Below are 25010 nucleotides of genomic sequence, written 5' to 3' on the forward strand. Positions count from 1 at the left end.
TCGTCGTCGTCTCGGCAGGTCATGAGTCGATTGGGTTCATATCATCGTCAACCTCTCCAACATCTTCTTTCGACGCCAGATACTCTGTCAACGCCCATTCTGCGTCTGCGAACGCCGCTACAGCGTCACTGTCCTTGTTCGTCTGTATGACCTCCTCGTCTCGAACAACGCCCCACGCACGTAACGCAGGGATGTGGTCGCGTACTGTGTCCGCGTTGACGCCTGCGTATTCCGCGAGATGTTCAGCGTCGAACTCTTTGTCTGGGTGGTCGATCAGGACTGTCAGTATGCGTGTTCGGGGCGAGTCTCCAAGGACATCAAGGAGTACGTGATCTGTGATTGGTTTGGTTGCGTCAGCCATATTAGGGGTTCGTGGTTCACAAGGGATATACCCTGTCCTCAAACTGAAATTAAGGGTTAAGTGAGTGGCGCAATCCCTCGGTTCCGAGGAAACGCTAAAACTGGAAATTCGAATCAGTTGTCCGTATCGCGTTAGAAATTGTGTCAGTAATCCTCCTCTGCCAAATTCCGATAGTATTGATTTCAGTCCTGTAAGACAGAGACACCCGAGACTTCAAGCTCATGGTGGTCGGCAAGCTCTGCTAATTCGGTAACAAACTCTTCAGTAATCTCGCTCCGCGAGATTCCTTCAAGAACAATGCTCGTACTCTCAGTCTGGGAACTATTGGTCACAATCTATCTCGTTGACTTTGCAGGCTTGAACCCTCGGAGAAGGTAGGAGTTGCAGCAGAAGCAGTAGTGCAACAGTCTATAATCCTCGGTTGCAAGCGAAGCGTCTAGACGCCTCTCCCTTTATCAACAGAACAGAACGAGTGTTACAGTCCGTGACAGCAACCAATACCGAGTTTCAGAACTCGTCCAACGTCGCCTGACGAGGTAATGAGTCCGTCAACACTAACTCCTCAACTACTTCCCAGATGTAGAGTATCACAAACACAGGAACAAAAATCGGGGCTGTTAGAAGAAAAAGACCAGCAAACACCCAGATGGGGTTATATGGAGGCATAATCAGGAACATGTGAGCTAACACCCCGTAGCAGATCAGTATCCCGACAATATCTTCCAAAGCAATACTCGAGTAGCTCATACATCCACCTCAGTCAATGCGTCCTGAACACGGTCATCCTCGGCCTCTCCCTCGATGTACCATCCACGACGGTCGTCGTCCTGATGAATCTTTGAAAGTGTCTGCCGGGTAAGATTCGGTGTGTTTTCGGCAGTCTTGTTGTACGACTCCCCGGACTCAACCCGTTCTAAGGCGTCTGCCACGTCGAAAAACCCGGTTTCGCCAGAATCGTAGTCAGGATTCAGGTTCGGCTTCAGATACCCTTCGTCACTCCGAACGAACCCAACAGGGGTCTGCCCCAACCATTTTCCTTGCTCCCGGGCGCGTCTCTGTCCGGACTCTGTTCGTCGGATAAGCTGTCGTCGCTCCTCAGCTGCAACGCTCGCGATGATGTCTGCGACTAGACGGCCTGTTCCATCAGCTTCGATTTTCCTGACGGAACCATTGGTCACATGGATGGTTACGCCTGCGTCTTCGCAGGAGTCGAAGAATCGTTGTGCCAACTCGCCTTTCCGGGCGATCCGGGAAACTTCCCAAACCACCACGTCCGAATATTCGCCATTCTCAATTGCGTTCAGAAGGTCGTTGAACTCGTCACGGTTACTTGATGCTCCACTGCCTGCCTCTGAGTAGAAATCTACGTCCGCGACAGGGATGTCTTTGTAGTCGAACCAGTCTTTGATGTCTTGTCGTTGATGTTGGTCGTCCTGTTCCTCTGTGGACTTCCTGATATAGGTCGCCCACTGGTTGTCACTTGTACTAGACATTGCGGTCGACGCTTACAACTCTCCGCCCTTATAAGTTACACCGGGTTGCTTACAAGCTGGAAACAAGTGGACACCAGCTTACAACCCAATGCGATGTAACCCTTATCCCGAGTGAGCCAGTCACGTCGACCTGATGACACTCAATCAAAACCAAGTACGTATCGGACTATTGATAATCGCAGGAATCGTAGGATCAGTGAATCTTATCCAGTCTGTAGAGACTCAATGGCTGGAAAATCTTGGATACTTCGTATTAGGCGCTTACACCCCGGTTGCTGTGGCACTGGTTGGAGATGCACATAGAGGACGTTAATCGACATCCTGCTATTCTGCCTGCTATAGTCCGTGTGATTCTCTTTTAAACAGATGTCGTGGTTGGACAGTGGAGGCTTCCCTACCACCCAACCACTCGAACATCCCGGTTACTGGGACACCAACTAGACACAGTAACAGACCGCTCCGCCTTCGGCGTCTAGACACTCATAACAAGACTACACATACCACACCCCGCACGAAAAAGAAGACCAGTTACCTACTTTTCAACCGGACGAGTCACCGAGTCAACCAACTCCCGAGAATCATCATCAAGGACGCCAACGTTTAGCTCAAGTCCCGAGGTATGCTGTTCAATATCCTCAACATCCCACAGACGCGCATCAGTCGTAACCTGCTTAGTCACCTCTTCACGGCCTGCGCGGGACTCGTAGATTTTGACGCGTTCTGCATGGAGACGGTGTGTGCGGTCTTCGACCGGTTCACCAAGCACAAGCCATACCTCACTCAGATGACCCTGCATTAGGCATCCCCCTCCGAAACGTCGTCCAGCACGTCAAGCGTCTCTTCCGCAGACTCGATCTTCTCCCGAGCTGCCGCCAAGTGGTTGTCAACCCCTGACTCGGTGATTTGCAGGAGTGACGAAGTTTTGAGACGGTCGAACCCTGCAATCTCCCGGAGGGCGTACACCTCGGCCTGCTTGCGCGTCAACAGGTCTGCGTCGGCAAGCCGATCTGCATCCAGCATGGCCTTCCCAAGCTCACTTACATCCTCGTACTTCCAGTTTTCGTGGGTCGTTGCAACGTACTCGCTCAAACTCTCCTCGTCTTCAAGAGAGTGAGTGAACGAATCTCCTTCCAGATTGCTTGGGTCGTCACGTTGTCCAGAAACCTGATCGTCGAGATAGGTTTCTGCGACGTTATCACTCCGAGTGCCAAGATAGTAGCCGACAGAGTGGAAGTCCTCGTCCGTGTACCGTTCTCCGACAGTGGGCTGGTCGTCGTTGATGTCCGACTGTTCGCCACCGTCTGTGGACACTTCGTCAGTCTCGTTCGATTCGTCGCTACCGTCCGACTCGTCCTCCTCATGTACGTTTACCGCGATCCGGTCGTCATTGAAAATGCTGTACCGGTCATCCAACCGCAGTTCGGCAGTTCTGAGCGCCTCCTTCTTGAGAGGACTTACTTTATACATGCACGACAGCCATGCGGCGAACTCGCCGACAGTTCCGGATTCAATGAATCCGAGCGTTTGCACTGTCTTTGCGCCGATTCCGGGTAGTTCGCTCATGTCGTCTGAAAGGTCGTATCCTTCGACTGCTGAATCTGGAACCGTGATCGTTGCTTCACGAATTACTTTCTCTCGTGCGCCTTTGTGGGGGAAGACCTCGACGTTGAGCGTGTAGGTTTCTTCGTTGGTTTGCGTGCTGTTCTCGTCTTGGACAGTATCGTTTTGAGCTGTCATCACTCGTCAGTAGACACTATCCCTACTTATACCTTTCATCTATAATACTGCAAACCCTATTACCACACCTACACAGAATCAACCAGACTCACCAGTCTAGACATGGCCACACTCGCGCACGCAATAACACACCCCTGTTCCTGACCACCCAACCACCGATGAAACCCTTATCCCGGGACAGACCACGCTGCCAACACGATGAACAAAGACGAAGTACGAATCATATACTCACCGGGAGGGCCACACGTCAACCGGTTCCACATAGCAGAACGAACAGTAGTTCTTGACGAAGCCCTCAAAGACTACCCCGTAGCCCACGACATCATCCTCGAACACGAACTCGCCCACGCAGAACACGGAGGGTCCAACCCTGATTTTCTTGCAAACTTGGCGTTAGAGTTCCGTACAGACTTGTTCCAGTCAGCATCAACATCAGCAGAAGCAGACGCGGTCAGGCAATACATGGAGTCTGAGACTCAAGACATTCCGTTCAAAATAGCACTTGTAAATAACATTCGTTCGCTATGGTTGCCTGTGATGTGGTCTATGGGGCGTGTTTACCGTTTTCTGAACAGCATTGTGTCCTGAAACACGGACGTATAATGCCCGCGTCTTTCTGACAGGGACCCTTCCTGACCACCTGACAACAGTGCAGCAACCTACCTTACTTATGGCACTATCCTCCAGTCGACAACACAGAAAACATGGGTCGAATCAACATCGAAATCCCCGAAGACCTGCATCAGCAACTCAGACAGGAAAGCGCAGTCAAGTCAGTTCCGATAAAGATGATCGTCATCCAATCCATACGAGAGCATTGCAAGAACACAGACTTGGATGTGAATCTGGACGCATTGCAGAATTAAGTCCCGCACCGGAACTCTTCTGCGTCTAGACAGAGGTTCCTTCTACAACGAACCCACGCCCACCTCGAACCAAACACAAGAAAGAACTACTCTTCAGGAAGGAACTCATTCAGGTCCACATTCACTTCCTGCTCCAAATACCGCTCCATGGCCACGAACCCGTCTCGTAGGTGCTGATTCTCCGACTCTAACTCTTCCACGCGATCCTCCAACCGCCGGACTCGTTCTTCGACAGGTAGCCCTTCGCCGATACCTTCAAAATTCCAACTCTCAAGGAACTCTTTCCCGTCTTCCGTGATACTCGCTTCAGTCACCGAGATTTCATCGTTCTTACTCCATGGAACCTTCTTCAAAGCCACCAGATTCGCGTTCTCAAGCCACTCAAATCGGCGTCGAGTGTAGTCATTGTTCTTGTGATTCAATCGACTCTGCACTTCTGAAGTCGTCAGTTCGCCATGCTCGTCTAGACAACGAAGCACGTCGATTGCGTCCTTGTCCAACTTCTGTTCGTGTACTGTTACCATTTCACTCATACTCAAAATGTAGTATTTCTTACCTTAAATAGTTGTTCCACGCGCAAACTCTACGCTTTACTCGCTACGAGTAGACCGTAACAACTCCCCCACACACAACGAGCAAGCACGAGTAACCTACGAAAACAACGTCAAAGAATACCCACGCATCCAGCAGGGTCCCCGCTCCCAGTAGGTCAGGTGGACACCTGTGCTGTGTACCGGTAACAAAACTTAGGAATCCCGTCTAGTCCTCTCCTTCAGCAACCACCTCATCCACATCACGACGATTTTCAGCAAGCCTCTCATGCATCTCACGGTCACGAACAGAGATGTCACTCCGGTCAATGAGTTCGATCCGGAAAGGATACTCAACGTCCTCGTCTAAGGCCTTCCAGCCAGAATCAGGAAACCGATTCCTCACTGTCCCTTTATACTTATACTCCTCTTCTTCCCCGGAAGACACTTGATCAGTATCGCCCATAACTGTTCCCAGACACTCATACATCAAGAAACCCTGTATTAGGTGCTAAATCCACCGAACAGGAATACAACGAACAACCTCAAAACCTGACTCAACCTATCTAGAACAGGAGAAACCCTTATAAACGGGCAACCATCACCCTCAACTGGTTAGGGCCTGTGCCTACTCCCTGACCGATTCACGTTCATCGGAAACAGAAGTCGATTGTCGGAACCACAACCTCACTCACTCTCTCGTGGTCCCCGATCACTAACGATTTAGAGGGAGAACGTCTCGTCTTGGACTCGTTTCAACTCCCTACCCCTTTCCGTTCTTCTCGCAACGACGAACCCGTCTAGACACATCTCCCCCGACCGCATTATGCACGCCCGAAAGGAAAGTCGCCGAGTCGGGGGATCCTTTACATCCACAGCACGCCCCCTACCCCCTCGTTGTAACCGTAAGTACCCGGTCTAGACCAATCTGGCACAACCCCGAACCCGTGAGCCGGCGATTTTCGGACAGTAGCACGGTTTTCGGTTCTCGAAGTGGTACTTCTCGAAAACATGTTTCCCCCTCCCCCTCGACGTTCACAAGAGTAGGCGGGGGGAACCGAACCGAATGAGCGAGATGATTACTTGTCGCGTTGGGGAAGACCACCATGTCCTAAGAGTCACGAGAGTCATAAGACGAATCTGGTACAACCCCGAACTCGTGAGCCGCCGTTTTTCCGACAGTAGCGCGGTTTCGAGGGTTCGGTCTGGTACTAATCGAAAACATGTCTTCCCCCCTCCCTCGCTCTCTGAAAGAGTAGGCGGGGGTAGCTCGCTCAGTCAATCAACTGGGTCGCTGGTTTGATTGACGCTGAGTGTTGTTTGGACGATGGTCTTTCCACTGATACACTATTAACAAAGATTAATGTTAGTTTTGAATAGGAACAGGTTTATAAGGGTATAGTACAAACAATACCCGTAGAGGGTCCTAAACGAACGGTAGTAGTAGGAATACTACTACCGTGAGGTAGTAGGCGTCCTAACTCGACCGATTACGAGGGAAGCGGAGAACGAGAGATGCGGTGCGGGCGAGGACTCGTCACTCTGCTGTTTACTGCGACTCACTCCCCCTCCTACTCTTTCAGAGATCGAGGGGGAGGGGGAAACATACTTTCGATTTGTACCATTCCACGACCTGATTTTGCTTCTACTGCGTGATTCTCGGTGTTTCGCGGGTTGGGTGTTGTACCAGATCGGTCTACTTCGGGGTGATACAGTTACATCGAGGGTGGAGGGGGCGTGTTGTGAATGACTGGACGAGGGTTCGATTGACGTGACTCCCCCTGCCCCTTCTGTGAACGACCGGACGGGGGGAGAAACATGTTTTCGATTAGTACCAGACGACAACCCGATTTCTGTTCTACCGCGTGATTTCTCGGGTTTGACGGGTTGGGTGTTGGACCAGATTCGTCTTATGACACTTAGGACACTTATGACATGGTGGTGTGTTCTTACGACACTCATGACTCTCGTGACAGGGTGGTGGGGCGTGCAATATCCCGAAAACATGGTTCTGATTTAGTACCACTTTCTCAACCGTGTTTCTTGTTTTCCGTGGGTAGAGGTGTTTTACTCTATGTTTCCTGTTTCTCTGGTTGGTGTGTTATGGTCTATCACAATCTGGGGTTTATATACCTATGTTCTATACGGGAAAGTGTATGGCAACACTCAAGACAACGAGTGCAGATGAATCGGTCAAGAACCAAGTTGACGTTCAAGCAGATGAACTCGGCATTTCAATGGCCGAGTTCCTGAACCGTGCAGCAAAGCTGGCGGTCATGGCGGATAACGACATGCTTCGCATGGTCGCTGGCGAGAACGTCTCGATTGAAGGCGTTCAGCAATCAGACGACGATTCTTCTGACGAGTCGGACGAGTCGGAATACAACGAACTGTCATTGGGTCACGACCGACTCATCGACCCTGACGAGGCTGACTTTAGTGATAACGATGTTCTCAAGCAGTCTAACCGGCAACGAGTCGTCGTGCTGGAGGGGATTCTCGCGTGGAAGCGCGAACACGAGGACGACTTCTCCCATCGAGTCACCCAGAGTCAGCTTGAGTCCATTATCCGAACTGCGTTCGGTGTGAGTCGGAGTGCGACTGTGGACAAGATCATCACGCTTGCAGAGGATCTCGACGTACTGTACGCACACGTCACGAACGACCGGCGGTTGCGTAACGCGGTGGATGAGATGGTTGAAGACGTGGTTCGTGCTATGGAGTTGAAGGGGAGTGACGAGGATGCAAAGGGGTATCGTAACAACGTGAACAAGATTCGTGACTTGTCTGGGGAGTGGTCGACAGATGATGGACGGTTGGTTGAGAAGTGGTTCAAGCCTTCACAGACGTACTTCACGAAGGAGATTGTTGCTCGTCAGGCCAGTCTCACAAAGTTGAACACGATGCTTGAGGAGGCTCCTGACCGTTATTCAGCAAATCGTGTATTGACTCGGATGATGGGGATTGCTGTTGAGGAAGGTTGGTTGTCTGAAGATGAGGCGGCTGATTTGCATGAGTCGAAGTCTGTGTTCACGTCGTTTGCGGTGCAGACGGGGAGTGTTGAGTCGTTGTTGAGTGGTGATGGTGTGATTGAAGTGTTGGAGGAGAAGGCTGCTGAGAAGCGTCGTGAGGAGCGTTTGAGTGAGGATGAGGCGCGGGAAAAGTATGAGGAGTTGGTTGCGAAGGCTGAACGGAAGTTAGAGAATATGGAGCCGGGTTCGTCTATTAATAGTTTTTATGACGGGCTTTTCTCGGAGACGTATAATGAGGCGCGGGACCTTGCTGAGACGTATGACTTGGATATGAGTCGACTTGTTGAGTTGGGGGAGGAGTATGAGGAATTGACTGGCGAGTGACCATGCGTTTCGGGGCGTGCTGACAGACGAGTTGGTTCTGTTTCTACGTGGTTGTTGGTGGCCAGCGTCTAGACGCTGGTATCGTTGACTACCGGAAGTGGTGGTGTCACGGGAAAGGATGGTGTGTTTTTATTCCTAACTATACCTGATAGAACACTTAAGGGTGGTCTCTTCTCGACCGTGCAGTGAACGATGTCAACGACAGTCCAAGACGAGACATCGACCGAGGAAGTACAGCTTGCAAATAACCAGTGCCGGAACTGCGGAACTCACGTTTCAGACGATTTCCGCCGTGTGTACGGCAGTAACGACGATGTGGTGTATGCGTGTCGAACGTGCGTGTCGAAGACGATTCTGAACTCGGGGGGTTCAGCGTGTCCTGAACGCCGCGAACGGCTTTTGGAAACGTCGGAGCGAGGGGATCGGCTATGAGTGTTGCCGACCCGGGTTCGGAAGCGTCTAGACAATCAGACTACAGCGACCGGCCATACCCTGTTGTGTATTTGAACGAGTCTGAGATTCAGCGTTGCTACGAGCTTGCCCGTGAACGAGACTCAAGCAAGGATGGACGTGGATACCTTGACGAGGATCAGAACTCGTTCATGGCGCATTTCAGAGGGGTTCAAGGCGAACTCGCAGTAGCGAAATGGTATGGTGTCGAAGATACGTTTGACGACGAGATTTACGAGGATGAAGGGGATGATGGAGTTGATTTGGAAATCGCTCGGTTTGGGGTGGACGTGAAGACGACGCCTTACGACGAGACTGGGCGACTGTTGATGGACCAGCATCACGTCTATGAGGCGTTGGACGACCCTGAAAAGACGATTCCTGATGCGTTCTACTTAGTCGAGGAGATTGAGAAGGGTGTGCTAGGTCTCGTTGGGTGGTGTACGTTGGCTGAATTGCTTGACCGTGAACCTCGGAAGTGGCCTCGGGATACGTTGAATTATGTGGTTGAGCGTGACGAACTTCGTGACTTCCATGAGAAACGTGGAGATGCACGAACAGAGTCGGTGGACGTGACGTTCGACACGAGTTTTGAGTCGGCGTCGGGGTTGGCGGACTAGACAGTTATCAGTCTTCAACAAGGATATTGTATCAATGAGTGACGAACGCGACCTTCCAAAATACATTGGGGATGAGGATGATCCTGTCCGGTTGGCGTTCAGGGATGAAAGGGTCAGTTCCGAGGATGGGTTTGTGATGCCGAGTGGCGATGAGGATGTGGACGACGAAGTGGTTTCCAGTTGAACAGTAGGGGGTTTGTTCTCAGGTCGCTGTATTTGCTCGTGAGTCGATTTCTTCTGTGACGTGATTGATTCCTTTTCCAACAGCGGTGGACGTGTTGGTGGCTGGTTCTTCGCGTATCTAATGCCCGCGTGTGAACACTCAATCCATACCGAATGCATCCCTCCGAAGCTCACGTTTCTCCGTCTTCGTCCTAACATCGTAGTGCTTGTCGAGAACCTTCGGTGAAACGTCACATCTATCGCTGACAATTTCCTTTCTGTGTCCCCGCTTCAGCCACTCTGTGATTGAAGACCGGCGCACATCGTGCGGACTGATACTGCTAGGGCATCGGGCGGCGTACTCCCGGTCAGTCCACGCTTCACACTCCATTTGTTCCCTGTCATGCGGGCACTCTCCTGTATAGTGGCAAGGACGACTCAATGCAGTAATGTGCATTCTCAGCCCTGAACGAGCCGGACGGCCATGTTCAGTGGTGAACAGCGGCTTCCGTCCATAATCATCGGTCACGTTGTGACGGTTCATCTTGATGTGGTCGTCAATCACTTCACAAACCCATGCGTGGAGGTTGACTTCACGTTCTCCGCCCTCCGCGTTTTTCAGAGGGGTGTCGGATTCGGGTCGGTGGTGGAGTTCGATGTACTTCTCTCCTGAGTGGTAGTCGCCAAGGTCTAGTGACCGGACAGACCCTAACCGCATTCCTGTATCCCACAGAATCGCAAATAGCGCGTGTCTCTTTGTTCCGTACTCGTATTTGTCGAGGTACTCCAGCATCTCGTGCGCTTGTTCTGCGCTGATTTTCCTGTCACGGGTTTCAGAGTCGATCTCGGGGAGAATCATGTTGTCCGCGAGTCCATCGTCTACGACATCCCACGACTCCATGTGCCGGATGAACGTCCGGAGCGTACACATATTTTTGTGAAGGGTGAGGTTGGAAATGTCGTCTGTGTCGCGTCTGAAGAGTTTGAAGTCGTGGATGGTGAATCCATCAATCTCGTTGATATAGTCGATTCCTTGGGTGTTGCACCAGTCTGCGAACCGTTCGAGGAGGTAGGTGTAGTTGTAGAGGGTTGATTCGCTGACTTCGGGTTTGCGTTCGTCTAGATACCGTTCGACTGCGTCTTCCGGGGTAAGTTTTCGAGTCATGATTTTCGTGCTTACCCCTGTGACGCAGTTGGTGTCGCGCCCGGTCAAGTCCCAATTAGTCGTGCGTTCTCCTGCGGGTCGTTTTGTCTAGAGTCTCCTGACAGCCTACAAGCAGGTCGGCGGTGAACGCCCGCGCAACGAAGTGAGCAGGCGTGAACTATATGGACGAGGTGAAACTTTGTTTCACCGAAGTCCGGAGCGGTTCGAATCCGCCCCGACCCACTTCTGACGGCGCAAAACGACGAGCGAAGCGAGAAGTCTGCGCCGCCGAATGGGGTCTAAAAGAATCGAAAATACAATTCCCGAAACTCGGCTGTCGGTTCGTCTTCGCTCGGCGTCGGCGACTCGCCGGCGCCCGCGACGAAAGAAGGGAGAATTCCGCGAGAGTCGAGGCGTTAGCTCCGACGGAGACCGACGAGAGCCGCCGTAATCAGCGCGACGACGCCGGTAATCGGCGTGAAGCCGGGGACGCCGCCGCCGCTGGACTCGCTGGTCGTCTCCTCGGTGGTGGCGTCCGACGCGGCCGACTCGTCGGTCGTCTCCTCGCTCGTCTCCGCAGTCGTCGTGAGCGAGGTGTCCGCTGCGGTCGTCTCCTCGGTGGTCGTCTGCTCGCCGCGCTTCTGGAAGTAGACGTAGCTCGTGTCAGACACGTCCGCGCCGTTCTCGGTCTGGTAAGCGACCGAGTCCGCGGAGGCGTTGAAGCTCTCGCTCCCGTTGTTGCGGACGAGGGTCACGACCAGCACCTGCGCTCGGTCGACCGTCGCGTTCAGCGAGACGGTGAGGTTCTCGTGGTCGCTCGCGTCGAGGTAGTCGGTGTGACCGACGCGCTCGCCGCTCTCGTTGTAGACCACCGCGAACCCGCCGTCGGGGAGGGAGGCGCTGTCGATGGTCACCGCTTCGCCGTCGAACTGTTGGTCGGACACCGATACGGAGGCAGTTTCGTTGACCTGTTCGTCCGTCGTCGTAGTCGTGGTTGCGGGGGTCGCGAGGGCCGCTCCGGTGAGTACCGCGAGCGCCACGAGTCCCGCAACGAGGACCGTTCGCGTCGTACTTGTCATCGTTAGTTCTCTGTTCCGAGAGATGTGTCTCGTGGAGACTGTCCGACGAGCGAGAGTTCACTCGCAGTTGAGACGTCTCCGGAACGCGATACTTGGTTGACACGGCACTGAAAATTACCTTACGGAAGCGGATGTGATGAGATATCACGAGGGTTGGCACGAGAAAACAAGCCCCGGAAATGACCGACCGAAACCTCGGAACGGGACCGGCCCAGGGTTATTGACGGCTCGGATTCGACCTAACGTATATATATTGTTCATAGAAAATACTTAGCCGAATCCGGTCGCAGCGACACGTGCGGCCGGAACATCATGAGTACGGACCCACACACCACCGACACACGGACCGACCCAGACCACCTCGCGGATTTCGAGACAGCGGCCCACGATGACCGGCCGGACATCGCGCTGCGCTCAGTCGTCGTCGAGTACGAGGGGCGACCGGACCGGCGGACGGTGTACCCCGAAGGCGTCTTCGGGACCGAGCGCATGACCTCGTGGCTCACCGCCGACGACAGCGCCTTCGTAGACCTCGACGTCGCCCGTTGAGACGCAGATTCGGTACCGAGGCACAGGACTTCAAATAATCGGTACAATTAAGAAGGATCGCTCACCGCAGTTCGGACATGAACCTCGCCCTCCGACTGCTGATGGCCTGTTTCGTGATAGCCGCGCCCACGCTCCTGTATCTGGGGCTGATACGCGGACTGGAGAGAATTCGCGACGACGCGCTCCTGTTGGCGCTCGCGGAGCGCGACGACGCACCCCGGGACGTGTCGAGCGCGGCCGCCGAGGCGCTCGACAAGGGACCGATTCGCGCCGACGGTCGGGGGTCGGGCGGCGCGGACGCCGCGGCCGACCCCGTCCCCACGGCCGACTCGTTCGCCTGCTCGACCTGCGGCGCGTCGAACATGGTCGGCGCGAAGTACTGTCAGGACTGCCTCGGCGAACTGAACCGGTAACGGCGTTCCGCGACCGTCCCTCCCGTTCGATTCGTCCGACCGGTTCCCCCGCTCGATTTCCACCTTTCGTACTGAATTCCGTTCCTCCGCTCGATTCCTGTCTTCTCCCCGATTTCTGGCGCTCGCGAGTCCCGGTTCCCGCGCTTGGTCTCAGTCCGCCGTAGCCTCGGACGCGGGTTCGCGGTACTGACGCGCGTAGTCCACGAAGTTCTGGAGGATGCGGAGTCCGGTCTCGCCGCTCTTCTCGGGGTGGAACTGCGTCCCCATCACGTTGCCCGCCTCGTTGGCCGCGACGGCGGCGAACCCGACGCCCGACGGCGCGTCGTTCGACTCTCCGGTCGCTCCGTCCCCGGAGAAGCCGTAGTCGCAGGAGGCGACGGTGTGATCGTCGGCCGCCGCGCAGTACGAGTGGACGAAGTAGGCGTAGTCGCCGTCCGCGATGCCCTCTGCGAGCGGGTGGTCGCGCTCGACCGTGACCTCGTTCCAACCCATGTGCGGGACCTTGACCTCGCCGCGGGGGAGGCGCTCGACCCGGCCGGGAATCAGGTCGAGGCCCTCGACGGTCTCGCCGTCGGACTCGCTTCCCTCGTCCGACGAGCCTCGACTCGACTCGCTCGCCGAGACCCCGTCGGGCGCGCCCTCCTCGCTCTCGGTGAACAGCAGTTGGAGACCGACGCAGATGCCCAGAATCGGCGTGTCCGCGGCGGCGTCTCGAAGCGCGTCGTGGAACGGCGCGGAGTTGCGCATGCACTCCTCGAACGCGCCCACGCCGGGCAGGACGATTGCTTCGGCGTCGGCGATTTCCTCGGGGTCGTCGGTGACTTCCACGTCGGCGTCGGCGCGTTCCAAGCCCCGCCGGAGGCTACGGAGGTTGCCCACGCCGTAATCGACGATGGTGACGTTCACACTCGAACGTGACACCGGGAGGTATTGGGCCTTTCCCGTTGGCGGGGCCGCCCGAGGGTTCTTGTCGCTGGCTCGAATTGACGGTGGTATGATGGTCGCGCAGACCGACTGGCTTTCCGGGGTGGTCGCCGAGACGCTCGCGGAACTCCGGGCCGGACTCGTGGACGCGATTCCGAAACTCCTGACCGCGCTCCTCTTTCTCGCAGTGGCCTTCGCCGGGATTCGGGTCGCGCTTCGACTCGTCCGGTCCGCGCTCGGGCGACTCTACGCCGACGAACTCGTCGCCGACCTGTTCACCACCGTCGCGGCGGTGTTCCTCTGGTTCGCGGCCGCGCTCACGCTCCTGAAGATTCTGGGGATGGGCGACATCGCCGCGAGTCTGGGGACCGCGACCGGATTCGTCGCCTTGGGCGTCAGCTACGCGCTCTCGGACATGATAGCCGACACCGTCTCCGGGGTGTACCTCCTGCGGGACCCCGACTTCGAACCCGGCGATACGGTCGTCGCGGGCGACGTGACGGGAGAGGTCCGGACGATCGACCTCCGAAAGACGAGACTGGAGGTCGAGGGCGGTGACGTGGTGGTGATGGGCAACAGTTCGGTCGAGGAGAAGTGGACCAAGAAATCGCACGCCGGGTCGAGTCCGGCCGACGCCGGGGAGACGCCCGGCGAATCGGCGGCCGGGTGGCTAACGAATCGCGCGAGGCGTCAGAGTAGACCGCGACAGAATAGGCTCCGACGGACCGGGCGGTCGTCAGTCGGTTCGCGCTTCCGTGATGACGAGCATCCCGTCGTTGGTGGTAATCTCGGTCGCCTCCTCGGGGACCTCGAACTCGAACTGGCGGTCACCCGCGACGACGATTACCGTGTCGCCGAGGATGTCCAGCGCCACCTCGACGCCGCGGCCGAAGTCCACGACCACGACGTTCTCGTCGTCGTACTCCCGACGGGCGATGGTCAAGTCGTCTTCTTCGTTCGCCGCCGACCGAATGGGTTGGGGTGTCTTCACGTGTTCGCTAGGGGTTAGTCGCGGGTAAGTGCTGTGCCCGCGGCGGATTAAGCAAAAAGCGCAAGAGAGACGTGTATCATCGAATAAATGAGAAGTGACGGAATATCGGGGTCGTTTCATCTGGCTATTTATTCGGGGCGAGTCGGGCGATTTCGCTTTTGGCCGCTCTAACGGTCTGCTTAGCCGCTTTCGAGTAGAAAAGGAAATAGAGCGGACTTACAGGAAGTCCTCGATGTGGTCCGCGACTTCGTTGGGCGTGTCGCCGACCGGGACGCCCGCGTCGTTCAGCGCGTTTATCTTGCTCTCGGCGGTGCCGGTGCCGCTACCGGAGACGATTGCGCCCGCGTGGCCCATGCGCTTGCCCGGCGGGGCGGTCCGGCCCGCGATGAACCCGGCGACCGGCGTGTCCATGTTCTCGGCGATGAACTGGGCGGCCTCCTCTTCGTCTTCGCCGCCGATTTCGCCGCACATGACGACCGCCTTCGTGTCGGGGTCGTTCTCGAACAGTTCGAGCGCGTCGATGAAGTCGGTGCCGATGATGGGGTCGCCGCCGATGCCGATGGCGGTGGTCTGACCGATGCCCCGGGAGGTCAGGTTGTCCACGACCTGATAGGTGAGGGTGCCCGACCGGGAGACGAGTCCGACCTCGCCGGACTCGAAGATGTTGCCCGGCAGGATGCCGAGTTTCGACTCGCCGGGGGTGATGATGCCCGGACAGTTCGGGCCGATGAGTCGGGTGTCCACTTCCGAGAGGCGCTTGTTGACCTTGGCCATGTCCTGCGTGGGGATGCCCTCCGTGATGGCGACCACGAGGTCCAGCGGCGCGTCGAGCGCCTCGAAGACGGCGTCGCCCGCGAACGCGGGCGGGACGAAGACGACCGAGGCGTCGGCGTCCTCCTCGCGGGCCGCCTCGTGGACCGTGTCGTAGACCGGCACGCCGTTGACCTCTTGGCCGCCCTTGCCCGGCACTGCGCCGGCGACGACGTTGGTGCCGTAGTCCATCATCTGTTCGGCGTGGAACTTGCCTTCCCCGCCGGTGATGCCCTGTACGACGACTCTGGTGTCCGAATCGACTAGAACGCTCATTGTGCTTCCTCCTCGGAGTATTCGACCGTGCGTTGAACCGCGTCTTCGAGGGTCTCCTCGACCGTGACGAGTTCGTCGTTCAGAATCTCGCGGCCCTCCTCTGCGTTGGTGCCGGCGAGGCGGACGACCACGGGCTTGGGAATCTCGTCGAACTGTTCGAGCGCGGAGTTGATGCCCTTCGCGACTTCGTCGCCGCGGGTGATGCCCCCGAAGATGTTGAAGACGACCGCGTCGACGTTCTCGTCGGAGAACACCATGTCGAGCGCGTTCGCCACGCGCTCGGCCTTCGCGCCGCCCCCGATGTCGAGGAAGTTGGCGGGTTCGCCGCCGTAGTAGTCCACGAGGTCCAGCGTCGTCATCACGAGTCCGGCACCGTTGCCGATGATGCCGACGTTACCCGAGAGTCGGACGTAGTCGAAGCCGTACTCGCTGGCCTTGCGTTCGAGGTCGTCCTCGAACGTCTCCTCCTCCATCTCGGCGAGTTCCTGCTGGCGGAACAGCGCGTCGTCGTCGATGTTCATCACGGCGTCGGCCGCGATAATCTCGTCGTCGTCGGTGACCATCAGCGGGTTGATTTCGACCTCGCTGGCGTCGCGGTCGTCCCAGAGCTGATACATCGTCTGGAGGACGGAGGCCACGTCGCGAGCGAGTTCGCGGGGGACGCCCGCGTCGTAGACGACCTTGCGGGCCTGATAGGGATGCATCCCGAACGCCGGGTCGATGTGCTCCCGAGCGATGGCGTCGGGAGTCTCCTCGGCGACCGACTCGATGTCGACCCCGCCCTTGGTCGAGACCATGGCCACGGGCTTGCCCTCGCCGCGGTCCATCGTGACGCCGACGTAGAGTTCGTTCACGAAGTCCACGGCCTCCTCGACCAGCACGCGGTCGACGTGGTAGCCCTTGAGGTCCATGCCGAGAATCTCGTCGGCGACCTGCTCGGCCTCGTCGCGACTCTCGGCGAGTTTGATGCCGCCGGCCTTCCCGCGGCCGCCGACGTGTACCTGTGCCTTCACGGCGACCGGGTAGCCGATGTCCTCGGCGGCCTCGACTACCTCGTCGACCGACGACGCCAGCGTCGCGTCCGGCGTCGGAATCCCTGCGTCGGCGAAGACGCTCTTCGCCTGATACTCGTGTAATCTCATTCTAGGCTCGGACTATACTTTCCGCGTGCAAGAGTTAGTAGTATCGGAATCGGTAGGAAGGGTCCCGCGGAGGTCGGCGAGGACGGACTCCGAGTCGCGTTCGGAACTGGAACGCGACGCCGCCTCGTTCGCCTTGAAAGCTATCGTCGTTGTCGCCGGTCAACCTATCATTGGTCGGGAAACAACGAGCGATACCGAACCGACGGGCCGAACGGGCGAGCGCACCGACCGCCATCCCGGAGTGGCCGTCTTGATTCCCGGCCGAGAGTAACGGCAGATTCTCGGAGGTCAGACCGGCGTCGTCGCCCGATATAAGTTGGGCGCGACGCCGTGGACGATAGCGGGACTTGATACGTATCGCCGACCCACTGTGTCATGTGGTAACGTATGGCTAGAGAAACGGACGACGAGACCACCGAGCGACGAACTGTCCTCAAGCGATTCGGGCAGGGGGCCTTGGCCGTCCCCCTCGTCACGGGAGCGGCGACGCGAGGGTCCGCGGAGACGGACACGGCAGGCGAGTCGAGAGAGACCGGCACGTACAACCACCGATTCCAAGTGTGGGCGGCCGAACACATCGGTTTCGACTACCACTTCGTGGCCGACGGACCGGTCCGCGGCGTCGGGCATCCAGAGCAGTGGCGTGGCGCGGAGACGAACAACGACGTAGTCTCCTCTCTCGGCAACGGTCGATACCGCGTCGAGGGCCACACCGGGAACGGGTACGACGACACGTTCGACGTCGGGCAGGTGTACAGAATCGTCATCGACGACGCCAAAATCCTCTGAGTCCGTCGCGGGCAGTCGAACGCGGCCGGTCGGGTCGGAAGACGCGACGACTCATTCCTCGGCATAGAGGCGCACCAACCCGCACTCGGGACACCGACGGGGCGTCACGTCGAGGGCCTTCGTCACGCCGACGGCGGCCAACACGTCGTCGCTCTCGGCGTCGGTCCGGACCCTGAACTCCCCTTGCCCGGTGAAGAGGTCGGCCGCCTCCAGTGCGACGTCGCAGTCCGGACAGCGCGCGTCTACACTCATACGTGCGGATTCTCACGGTCACACGAAAAACATGTCGGATTTTGTTCAGCCAGACGACAGCTCGGCCGGGCGCTACTCGGCGTCGTACCGGACCGGTCCGCACTCGGAGCAGACGCATCTGTGGCGTAGGTGTTCGTCACACCGGATTTACTCGCAATTCCGTCGTTGTAGATTCGTATGTTGCCAGTCCAATCGCACCGTCCCAACTAGCGAAACGGGGTGATTCGGCCGTCTCCATTAGCGATGTAGTAGTCCCAATATCCGACTGCGAACGTCATCAGCGGAGTCGTACGTTTGGTTCTGGGTTACGGCAAGCACTTCCTCGAGAGATTTCTCCCCGCTCTGGGTTTGAATCTCGTAGTCTCCGTAGGCCTCGACCAATTCATCCGTCGTGGTTGGATAATCGTGACCTTCGAGTGCGTCGTCGAGGTCACCAAGCTGTTCGCTCGGGTCGCCGTGCTTCTGTTGGTCTTCAGTAGCACGGTCACGTACCTCCTCTCGCTCTCGCTCCGGTTGGCGTCGCTCTTCGTCGTCCGTCTGCTCGTCTCGGCTTTGATTGTCGTCTGCCATCCTCCTCCATAGGAGACCGATTCGCATAACGGTTTGGTCGCCCATGGTGTAACCGCGAGCAGAGGTTCTATTCATCGCTGAATTTATCCGCTGTATCCAGCAGACCGGTTCTATCAGGGAATATATTTCTCTGCGGATGAAACCTGTCTTAGAGACGGGGAGTTCTATCTGAGGTGAACGCGCTCAGTTCGTGGAGACGATGTCGATGACGTCGCGACTGTCGAGTTCCGCGTCCGCGCCGACCTGCCGGTTGCTCCGGCAGTCGATGCCGTGGAGGAACCCCTCGCCGAGGTCCGAGTGGATGTGGTGGGCGAAGTCCTCTGCGGTCGCGCCCTCCGGCAGGAGGAAGCAGTCGGGCAGGACCTCGCCGTTCTCGTTGCCCAGTCCGTTCGCGCCGCCGGGGAAGACGGGCACGAGACCCAGTTCCTCGAACAGCGCCTCTTCGAGCGCCTGCTGGACGCCGGTGCCGTCGAACTCCGCGACGAACGACTCGATGGCCTCCAGACCCTCGCGCTGTTCGCCCGACACGTCGCCCACGATTTCGAAGTCGCCGTCGCCCGGGCGGTACTCGACCGCGCCCTGCTCGTCGGCCTGCTTGAGGGCCTTCTCGGCGTGGGCCGAGACCGGAACGAACGTCAGGTGGTCGTACTCGGGGTCGTCGGTGATTTCGTCGTAGTTCGCCTGCGCCTCGGGCGTGTCCATCTTGTTCGCGGCGACGACCATCGGCTTGGTCGTCTTGCGAATCTCGCGGGCCAGTTCCTCTCGGTCGTCGTCGTCCCACGTCTCGGGGTCCAACTCGAGGTCCAGCGAGAGGATTTCCCGTTTGATCTCGTCCTTGTTGGTCCGGAACGCGCTCATCTGCTCGGCGAGTTCGACCTCGATGTCGTCCTCGTTGCCGTCGTACCCGCTCTCGTAGCGGTCGATGCCCTTCTCCAGCACTTCGAGGTACCACATGTCGAGTTCGTCTTCGAGGAAGTCGATGTCTTCCCGGGGGTCGTGGCCCTCGGTGGGTTCTCCTTCGATGTCGGTGGTCCCCGAGAAGTCCACGACGTGGACCAGCACGTCGGCCTCGTTGAGGTCGGTCAGGAACTGGTTGCCCAGGCCCGCGCCCTCGTGGGCGCCCGGAATCAGGCCCGCCACATCCACCAGTTTCGTCGGGACGAACCGCGTGCCGTCGTCGCAGTAACCGACGTTCGGCGTACACTCCTCGTCGAACTCGGGCGCGGCGCACTCGACTCGGACGTACGCTTCGCCCACGGCGGGGTCGATGGTGGTGAAGGGGTAAGCCCCCTCGGGCACGTCGTTCATCGTCGCGGCGTTGAAGAAAGTGGACTTGCCCACCGAGGGCTTGCCCACGAGACCGATCTTGTAACTCATTGCATCTGGGTGGCGGTTCTGCGGTAATAAGGTCTGCTAATGGCGGAATCGGTCGTTACGCGTTGTCGCGGCAGACAGTGTCACGATTGCCGCCAGCCACGTCCGACCGGTTCGGACGGGTCTGCCAGCGGGCGGCCTTTTTGTCGGCGGGCGTCGTGGGTCGGTGTGATGATTCTGCAACTGTCGGCGACGTTCGAGACGGACCGATGGACCTGAGCGGACGCGTCCCCGAGGTCACGGAGTCGCTCACCGACGCCGCGGGCGCGCTCCCGTCGCTCGCGGGGCACGCCTCGTTTCTCGGCCAGTGGGCGCTCTACCGCGGTATCGACGCCGTCGACCCCGCCCGCGACGAGACGCTGTGGGTCTTCGGCGCGCAAGGCGGCGCGGCGTTCGCGGACAACGCCAAGTACCTCTTCCTCCACGTCGCGGCCGAGTGTCCCGACATTCGGCCGGTCTGGCTCTCGAAGGACTCCGAGGTCGTCCGCGAGTTACAGGCCGAGGGGTTCGAGGCGTACCACTGCTACTCGCCGCGGGGTCTCCTGCTGACGCTCCGGGCGGGCGTCGTCTTCCTGACGCAGGGCCACCGCGACGTCGCCATGCCCGCCGCGGCGGGCGCGTTCGCGGTCCTGCTCTGGCACGGGGTCCCCCTCAAGCGCATCTCGTGGGACGCCGGGTTCCGTGACCTACCGGGACCCGTCCGGCGCGCTCACGCCGACATGGCCCGGGAGTTCGACCTGCTCACGGTGCCCGGCGAGGGCGTCGTCGACCCGTTCGCGTCGGGTCTCCGCGTCGGCCGCGAGCGCATGGCCGTGACGGGCTACCCCCGGAACGACGCGCTCTTCGGCGAGATTCCGGGCGAGACCGTCGGTGTCGACGCGGCCGCGCTCGACCGGGTGCAGACCCTCTCGACGGAGCGCGAACTGGTCTTCTATCTGCCGACGTTCCGGGAGTGGACCGACGAGTCGGTCGCAGACCGCCTCGACCTCCCGGCGCTCGACGCCTTCCTCGCCGAACGCGACGCCACCCTCGTGTTCAAGACCCACCCGCGGGACCGCCTCGACCTGCCGGACGGCCTCGCGAACGTCGTCCAACTGCCGGGAGCGACCGACGTCTACCCCTTCCTCCGGCACGCCGACGCGCTCGTGACCGACTACTCGTCGGTCTACTTCGACTACCTCCTGCTCGACCGCCCGGTCGTCTTCTACGCCTACGACCTCGCGGAGTACCGCGCTCGACGGGGGTTCTACTTCGACTACGAGTCGGTCGCGCCCGGCCCGGTCGCCGACTCGTTCGACGGCCTGCTCGCGGGCCTCGACCGCGCGCTCGACCCGACCGACGACGCCGACGCGGCCGACCGCGCGGCGGTCCGGACCCGACTCCTCGGGGGCGACCCGGCGGTAGGAAAATCGCCCGATGCTCCCGGTTCGACCCCTGGGGGCGCCGACCCGCGAGCGAACGACGCCGGCGATTCGACGGCGAGCGACTCCGCGGCGGCGGGCGCGCGGTCGGCCGCTGTCGCGGCGCTCGTCCGGCGGCGACTCGCCGAAACGCGGGAGAATCGAGAGAGATAGACGAACCGCCTGGGTACGTAGTCTATAGAGGACTCTATCGACTCGGTTTCGTTCGTAACGGGTATTTATATTCGAAAAGAAACCTTGAAGTTCGCTTCGCGGGAACCCCCGGCTAAGGGTGGCAGACGACGCCTCCGCGGACGGGGGCGCTCGAACTCACATCATGGTACACACGAGCGGAACGACAGGGCAGGACGCGCCGAATCGGGCCGACGTATCGCTCATCGCCCACCGCGGGTTCGCGGGGGTCTACCCCGAGAACACGGTGGCGGCGGTCGAACAGGCGGCCGCCGGCGTCGCGGTGGGCGGAACCCCCGAGATGGTCGAAATCGACGTGATGCCCACCGCAGACGGCGAAATCGTCACGTTCCACGACTACGACCTCGGTCGGTTGACCGACGCGCCCGAGGAACTCGCCGACCGGAACGTCTGGGAGACCTCCTACGAGACGCTCGCGGAGTTGGACGTGCTGGGCACCGGCGAGCGAGTCCCCACGCTTGCCGAGATGCTGGACGCGATTCCCGACGAGGTCGGCGTCAACGTCGAGTTCAAGAACCCGGGGTCGGCCGGCGTGCGACCCCGCGAGAACCTCCCGCCGGAGGCCCGCGACGAACAGCGCGAACTCTGGCAGGCGTTCGCCGACGACGTCCTCGCGACGCTCTCGGAGACCGACCACGACGTGTTGGTCTCGTCGTTCGCGGAGGGCGCGCTCGCGGCGGTCCGCGAGGCCGACCCCTCGGTCCCCGTCGCGGCGGTGTTCGCCGACTCCATCGCCGACGGGATGGAAATCGCCCGCCGGTACGACTGCGAGGCGGTGCATCCGCCGTGGAACGCCATCGCGGACACCGCGCTGTTCAACGCCGAGTACGGGTCGCTCGGCCCCTACGAGGACATCGACCTCGTGGAAATCGCCCACGAGGAGGGCCGCGCGGTCAACGCGTGGACCGTCGAGCGGTGGTACGAGGCCGACCAACTCCGGCAGGCGGGCGTGGACGGCATCATCGCCGACTACCCCGGCGTCCTCCAGTTCGGCGGCGCGGCGGATTGACCGAATCGCAGGCCGTGGCGACGCTCCGGTGAGCGCGGCCGATAGGGTTAATACCACCTGCGTTGGGTTCTGGTGCGGTGACTTATTCGTGAATGGGGTAATCTTAGCGGCTGGTATCGGGTCTCGACTCCGGCCGCTCACGCTTCAGAAGCCTAAATCTTGTATCGAAGTCGACGGCACGCCCGTTCTCGCGCACCAGCTTCGGGCCTACGCCGACGCGGGCGTGACCGACGTCACGGTCGTCGCGGGGTATCTGGCCGACGAGGTGCGGGCGCTCTGCGAGGGGGTCGCGGACGCGCGCCCGGAACTCGACGTGACCGTCGTCGAGAGCGAGGTGTTCGCCAACACCGACAACATGTACTCGCTGTATCTGGCGCGCGAGGCGGTCGCCGGCGAACCCTTCGTCCTGACCAACGGCGACGTGGTGTTCGACCCGGAACTGCTCGGCGACCTGCTCGACGCCGACGCCGGGAGCGCCGTCGCTACAGACACCGCGACCTACTCCGAGGAGGCGATGAAGGTGACGGTCGGCGACGACGGCCGCGTGACCCACATCGCGAAGGACGTGCCCGAGGAGGCGGCCTACGGCGTCTCGACCGACGCCTACCGCTTCTCCGCGGCGTTCTCGGAGATGCTGTTCGAGGAGATAACGCGGACCGTCGAGCGGGAGGGGAACTACGGCGACTGGACCGAGGCCGCAATCGACCGCCTCGTCAGGGACCGCGACCACGACGTGGCCACCGCGGACGTGTCGGGTCGCCGGTGGGTCGAAATCGACGACTTCGAGGACCTCCGGACCGCCGACCGCCGGTTCGCCTCGCTGTCTCCCCTCGGCGAGAAGGAGGCGGTCTTCTTCGACCTCGACGGCACCGTCTATCTGGACGACGAACTCGTGACCGGGGCCGACGAGGTGGTCGCGTCGCTCCGGGAGGCCGGCGTCGACGTGTACTTCCTGACGAACAACTCCTCGAAGTGGAAGGACGACTACGCCGACAGACTGTCGAACATCGGGGTTCCGGCCGACCCCGAGGACGTGTTGCTCTCGACCGACGGCGTGATTCAGCACCTCCGGCGGACCGACCCCGACGGCGCGTTCGTCCTCGGGACCGAGGCGATGGCCGACGCGCTGGCCGACGCCGGCGTCGACGTGGTCGAGGACCCGGAGTCCGGCGACGACGCGCCAGACGCCGTCGTCGTCGGGTTCGACACAGAACTGACCTACGAGAAGGCCCGGAAGGCGACCCTCGCGGTCCGAGACGGCGCGACGTTCCTACTGGCCCACCCCGACACGGTCTGCCCGACCGCGGAGGGATTCGTCCCGGACTGCGGGGCCATCGGCGCGATGATAGAGACCGCGACCGACCAGACCCCGGCCCGGGTCTTCGGCAAGCCCAACGCCGAGATGGTCGCGCCGGTCCTCGACGCCGAGGGGTACGCGCCCGAGGACGTGGCCGTGGTCGGCGACCGACTGGAGACCGACGTGCGACTCGCCGAGAACGTCGGGTGCGAGTCGGTCTGCGTGCTGTCGGGCGACGCGACCCGCGAGGAGGTCGAGGCCAGCGACCGGTCGCCGACGCTGGTCGCGCCGACCATCGCCGACCTCTCCGAGTTCGTCCGGGGCGACGAGGCCGACACCGACGAGGCGGCGGCCGACCCCGAGCAGTCGGTGGCGTCCACCGACGGAGGGGCCGAACAGTGACCGACGACGCCGGAGTCCGCCGGGGGTACGTCACCCAGACCCACACCGGAGCGGTCTCGTGGGACGAGGCGCTCCGGCAAGCGTCCGCGGTCGGGTTCGACTTCGCTGAACTCTACCTGGACGGCGCGACCGAGCGCACGCGACTCGACCCCGGTTCGGTCGGGTCGGCGGCGGCAGAGGAGGGACTCGACCTGCTGGTCCACCTCCCGTTCGTGGACCTCGAAATCGGGTCGCCCCGGGACCCGGTCCGGGAGGGGTCGCTGTCCGAACAGCGCGCCTGCATCGAGGCCGCCGCCGAGATGGGCGCGGAGAAGGCGGTGCTCCACGCCGGGACCAGCGCCCGGCCGCCGGAGTGGCAATTGGACGAGATTGCACCCATTTTGCTCGACTCGATTCGAATCTTGGACCGGTTCGCGGCCGACCGCGGGGTGGAAATCTGCGTCGAGAACCTGCCGGGCGTCCCGTTCACGGTCCACCATCTCGACCGGGTGTTCGAGGAGACCGAGGCGAGCGCGACGTTCGACACGGGCCACGCCCGCGTGGACGGCATGGACGCCGACGAGATGGCCGACTTTCTGGACGCCCACGGCGACCGAGTCTCGCACGTCCACGTCAACGACGCCCGCGAGGACGCCGACGAACACGTGCCCACGGGGTCGGGGACGACGGACTTCGAGACGGCGCTGGCACCGCTCCGCGAGGACTGGACGGGCACGGTCTCGGTCGAGGTCTACACCTTCGACTTCGACTACCTGGAACTCAGCGCCGAGAAGTTGGACGCGGTTCTCTGAGCGTCCGGCT

At 59.9% G+C, this 25010-nt stretch carries 28 protein-coding genes and 1 pseudogene; 14 read left to right on the top strand and 15 right to left on the bottom strand.

The window, feature by feature from the left end:
* Positions 1-19 precede the first annotated feature (19 nt).
* The 3 genes from M0R89_RS00605 to M0R89_RS00615 form a co-directional block, all read right to left on the bottom strand.
* On the bottom strand, positions 20-361 hold the full coding sequence (locus M0R89_RS00605) for an ArsR/SmtB family transcription factor (RefSeq protein ID WP_248650630.1): 342 nt from the start codon (positions 359-361) through the stop codon (positions 20-22).
* A gap of 507 nt (positions 362-868) precedes the next feature.
* A complete protein-coding gene (locus M0R89_RS00610; RefSeq protein ID WP_248650631.1) occupies positions 869-1108 on the bottom strand; it encodes a hypothetical protein in 240 nt (79 codons plus the stop codon).
* Positions 1105-1854, bottom strand: coding sequence for a recombinase family protein (locus M0R89_RS00615; RefSeq protein WP_248650632.1), 750 nt, complete (start codon positions 1852-1854; stop codon positions 1105-1107). Before M0R89_RS00615 ends, M0R89_RS00610 begins: the two co-directional genes overlap by 4 nt.
* Before the next feature lie 619 nt (positions 1855-2473).
* Between M0R89_RS00615 and M0R89_RS00620 the strand changes: the two genes are divergently transcribed.
* Positions 2474-2653 carry a hypothetical protein gene (locus tag M0R89_RS00620; protein WP_248650633.1) on the top strand — a complete coding sequence of 60 codons (180 nt, stop codon included), beginning with the start codon at positions 2474-2476 and terminating at the stop codon, positions 2651-2653.
* On the opposite strand, the gene M0R89_RS00625 is transcribed toward M0R89_RS00620, so the two are convergent.
* Complete coding sequence (locus M0R89_RS00625) at positions 2650-3591, bottom strand: hypothetical protein (protein WP_248650634.1); 942 nt, start codon at positions 3589-3591, stop codon at positions 2650-2652. The genes M0R89_RS00620 and M0R89_RS00625 overlap by 4 nt on opposite strands.
* A 198-nt stretch (positions 3592-3789) precedes the next feature.
* Here M0R89_RS00625 and M0R89_RS00630 point away from each other — a divergent pair, with 198 nt between their 5' ends.
* Entirely contained in the window at positions 3790-4179 is a 390-nt protein-coding gene (locus M0R89_RS00630; RefSeq protein WP_248650635.1) for a hypothetical protein, read from the top strand.
* A 364-nt stretch (positions 4180-4543) separates the two neighbouring features.
* Here the strand turns inward: M0R89_RS00630 and M0R89_RS00635 are convergent, their stop codons facing one another.
* Positions 4544-4990, bottom strand: a complete 447-nt coding sequence (locus M0R89_RS00635; protein ID WP_248650636.1) for a hypothetical protein — start codon at positions 4988-4990, stop codon at positions 4544-4546.
* Positions 4991-5216: 226 nt separating this feature from the next.
* Positions 5217-5453 (bottom strand): hypothetical protein, encoded by a 237-nt coding sequence (locus M0R89_RS00640; protein WP_248650637.1) that lies wholly within the window; start codon positions 5451-5453, stop codon positions 5217-5219.
* Between the two features lie 1690 nt (positions 5454-7143).
* Between M0R89_RS00640 and M0R89_RS00645 the strand changes: the two genes are divergently transcribed.
* The 4 genes from M0R89_RS00645 to M0R89_RS00655 all read left to right on the top strand — a co-directional run bounded on the left by M0R89_RS00645 (position 7144) and on the right by M0R89_RS00655 (position 9597).
* Positions 7144-8343, top strand: coding sequence for a hypothetical protein (locus M0R89_RS00645; protein ID WP_248650638.1), 1200 nt, complete (start codon positions 7144-7146; stop codon positions 8341-8343).
* 192 nt (positions 8344-8535) lie between these two features.
* Positions 8536-8775: a DUF7563 family protein gene (locus M0R89_RS23520; protein WP_438267630.1), complete on the top strand. Its 240-nt coding sequence runs from the start codon at positions 8536-8538 to the stop codon at positions 8773-8775.
* A complete protein-coding gene (locus M0R89_RS00650) occupies positions 8772-9413 on the top strand; it encodes a hypothetical protein (protein ID WP_248650639.1) in 642 nt (213 codons plus the stop codon). The genes M0R89_RS23520 and M0R89_RS00650 overlap by 4 nt, the downstream gene beginning before the upstream one ends.
* A gap of 34 nt (positions 9414-9447) precedes the next feature.
* Positions 9448-9597: a hypothetical protein gene (locus M0R89_RS00655; protein WP_248650640.1), complete on the top strand. Its 150-nt coding sequence runs from the start codon at positions 9448-9450 to the stop codon at positions 9595-9597.
* Positions 9598-9735: 138 nt separating this feature from the next.
* On the opposite strand, the gene M0R89_RS00660 is transcribed toward M0R89_RS00655, so the two are convergent.
* Both M0R89_RS00660 and M0R89_RS00665 read right to left on the bottom strand, forming a co-directional pair.
* Positions 9736-10740 carry a tyrosine-type recombinase/integrase gene (locus tag M0R89_RS00660; RefSeq protein ID WP_248650641.1) on the bottom strand — a complete coding sequence of 335 codons (1005 nt, stop codon included), beginning with the start codon at positions 10738-10740 and terminating at the stop codon, positions 9736-9738.
* Between the two features lie 395 nt (positions 10741-11135).
* Entirely contained in the window at positions 11136-11798 is a 663-nt protein-coding gene (locus tag M0R89_RS00665) for a DUF7282 domain-containing protein (RefSeq protein WP_248650642.1), read from the bottom strand.
* Between the two features lie 312 nt (positions 11799-12110).
* On the opposite strand from M0R89_RS00665, the gene M0R89_RS00670 reads away from it, so the two are divergent.
* Positions 12111-12347: a DUF7511 domain-containing protein gene (locus M0R89_RS00670; protein WP_248650643.1), complete on the top strand. Its 237-nt coding sequence runs from the start codon at positions 12111-12113 to the stop codon at positions 12345-12347.
* 77 nt (positions 12348-12424) lie between these two features.
* Positions 12425-12760, top strand: coding sequence for a zinc ribbon domain-containing protein (locus tag M0R89_RS00675; RefSeq protein WP_248650644.1), 336 nt, complete (start codon positions 12425-12427; stop codon positions 12758-12760).
* A gap of 150 nt (positions 12761-12910) precedes the next feature.
* On the opposite strand, the gene M0R89_RS00680 is transcribed toward M0R89_RS00675, so the two are convergent.
* Positions 12911-13666, bottom strand: coding sequence for an imidazole glycerol phosphate synthase subunit HisH (locus M0R89_RS00680; protein ID WP_248650645.1), 756 nt, complete (start codon positions 13664-13666; stop codon positions 12911-12913).
* Between the two features lie 88 nt (positions 13667-13754).
* Here M0R89_RS00680 and M0R89_RS00685 point away from each other — a divergent pair.
* Positions 13755-14327 (top strand): annotated as a pseudogene (locus tag M0R89_RS00685) (mechanosensitive ion channel family protein); the annotation flags it as partial.
* 93 nt (positions 14328-14420) lie between these two features.
* Here the strand turns inward: M0R89_RS00685 and M0R89_RS23610 are convergent.
* The 3 genes from M0R89_RS23610 to sucC form a co-directional block, all read right to left on the bottom strand.
* On the bottom strand, positions 14421-14795 hold the full coding sequence (locus tag M0R89_RS23610) for a DUF7127 family protein (protein WP_497007467.1): 375 nt from the start codon (positions 14793-14795) through the stop codon (positions 14421-14423).
* 96 nt (positions 14796-14891) lie between these two features.
* Complete coding sequence (gene sucD, locus M0R89_RS00690) at positions 14892-15761, bottom strand: succinate--CoA ligase subunit alpha (protein ID WP_248650646.1); 870 nt, start codon at positions 15759-15761, stop codon at positions 14892-14894.
* Entirely contained in the window at positions 15758-16903 is a 1146-nt protein-coding gene (gene sucC / locus M0R89_RS00695; protein ID WP_248650647.1) for an ADP-forming succinate--CoA ligase subunit beta, read from the bottom strand. Before sucC ends, sucD begins: the two co-directional genes overlap by 4 nt.
* 387 nt (positions 16904-17290) lie before the next feature.
* Between sucC and M0R89_RS00700 the strand changes: the two genes are divergently transcribed.
* Positions 17291-17692, top strand: a complete 402-nt coding sequence (locus M0R89_RS00700; protein WP_248650648.1) for a hypothetical protein — start codon at positions 17291-17293, stop codon at positions 17690-17692.
* 51 nt (positions 17693-17743) lie between these two features.
* Here the strand turns inward: M0R89_RS00700 and M0R89_RS00705 are convergent, their stop codons facing one another.
* The 3 genes from M0R89_RS00705 to M0R89_RS00715 form a co-directional block, all read right to left on the bottom strand.
* Entirely contained in the window at positions 17744-17944 is a 201-nt protein-coding gene (locus tag M0R89_RS00705; protein WP_248650649.1) for a hypothetical protein, read from the bottom strand.
* A gap of 237 nt (positions 17945-18181) precedes the next feature.
* A complete protein-coding gene (locus M0R89_RS23395; protein ID WP_368408847.1) occupies positions 18182-18514 on the bottom strand; it encodes a DUF5789 family protein in 333 nt (110 codons plus the stop codon).
* Between the two features lie 183 nt (positions 18515-18697).
* Complete coding sequence (locus tag M0R89_RS00715; protein ID WP_248650651.1) at positions 18698-19891, bottom strand: redox-regulated ATPase YchF; 1194 nt, start codon at positions 19889-19891, stop codon at positions 18698-18700.
* A gap of 206 nt (positions 19892-20097) precedes the next feature.
* Here M0R89_RS00715 and M0R89_RS00720 point away from each other — a divergent pair, with 206 nt between their 5' ends.
* The 4 genes from M0R89_RS00720 to M0R89_RS00735 all read left to right on the top strand — a co-directional run bounded on the left by M0R89_RS00720 (position 20098) and on the right by M0R89_RS00735 (position 25000).
* Positions 20098-21462: a CDP-glycerol glycerophosphotransferase family protein gene (locus tag M0R89_RS00720; RefSeq protein WP_248650652.1), complete on the top strand. Its 1365-nt coding sequence runs from the start codon at positions 20098-20100 to the stop codon at positions 21460-21462.
* Between the two features lie 118 nt (positions 21463-21580).
* A complete protein-coding gene (locus tag M0R89_RS00725; protein WP_248650653.1) occupies positions 21581-22510 on the top strand; it encodes a glycerophosphodiester phosphodiesterase in 930 nt (309 codons plus the stop codon).
* An 88-nt stretch (positions 22511-22598) separates the two neighbouring features.
* A complete protein-coding gene (locus M0R89_RS00730; RefSeq protein WP_248650654.1) occupies positions 22599-24209 on the top strand; it encodes an HAD-IIA family hydrolase in 1611 nt (536 codons plus the stop codon).
* On the top strand, positions 24206-25000 hold the full coding sequence (locus tag M0R89_RS00735; protein WP_248650655.1) for a sugar phosphate isomerase/epimerase family protein: 795 nt from the start codon (positions 24206-24208) through the stop codon (positions 24998-25000). The genes M0R89_RS00730 and M0R89_RS00735 overlap by 4 nt, the downstream gene beginning before the upstream one ends.
* Positions 25001-25010: the final 10 nt, after the last annotated feature.

The sequence above is a fragment of the Halorussus limi genome (assembly GCF_023238205.1).
In the GTDB taxonomy this organism is placed as follows: Archaea; Halobacteriota; Halobacteria; order Halobacteriales; family Haladaptataceae; genus Halorussus; species Halorussus limi.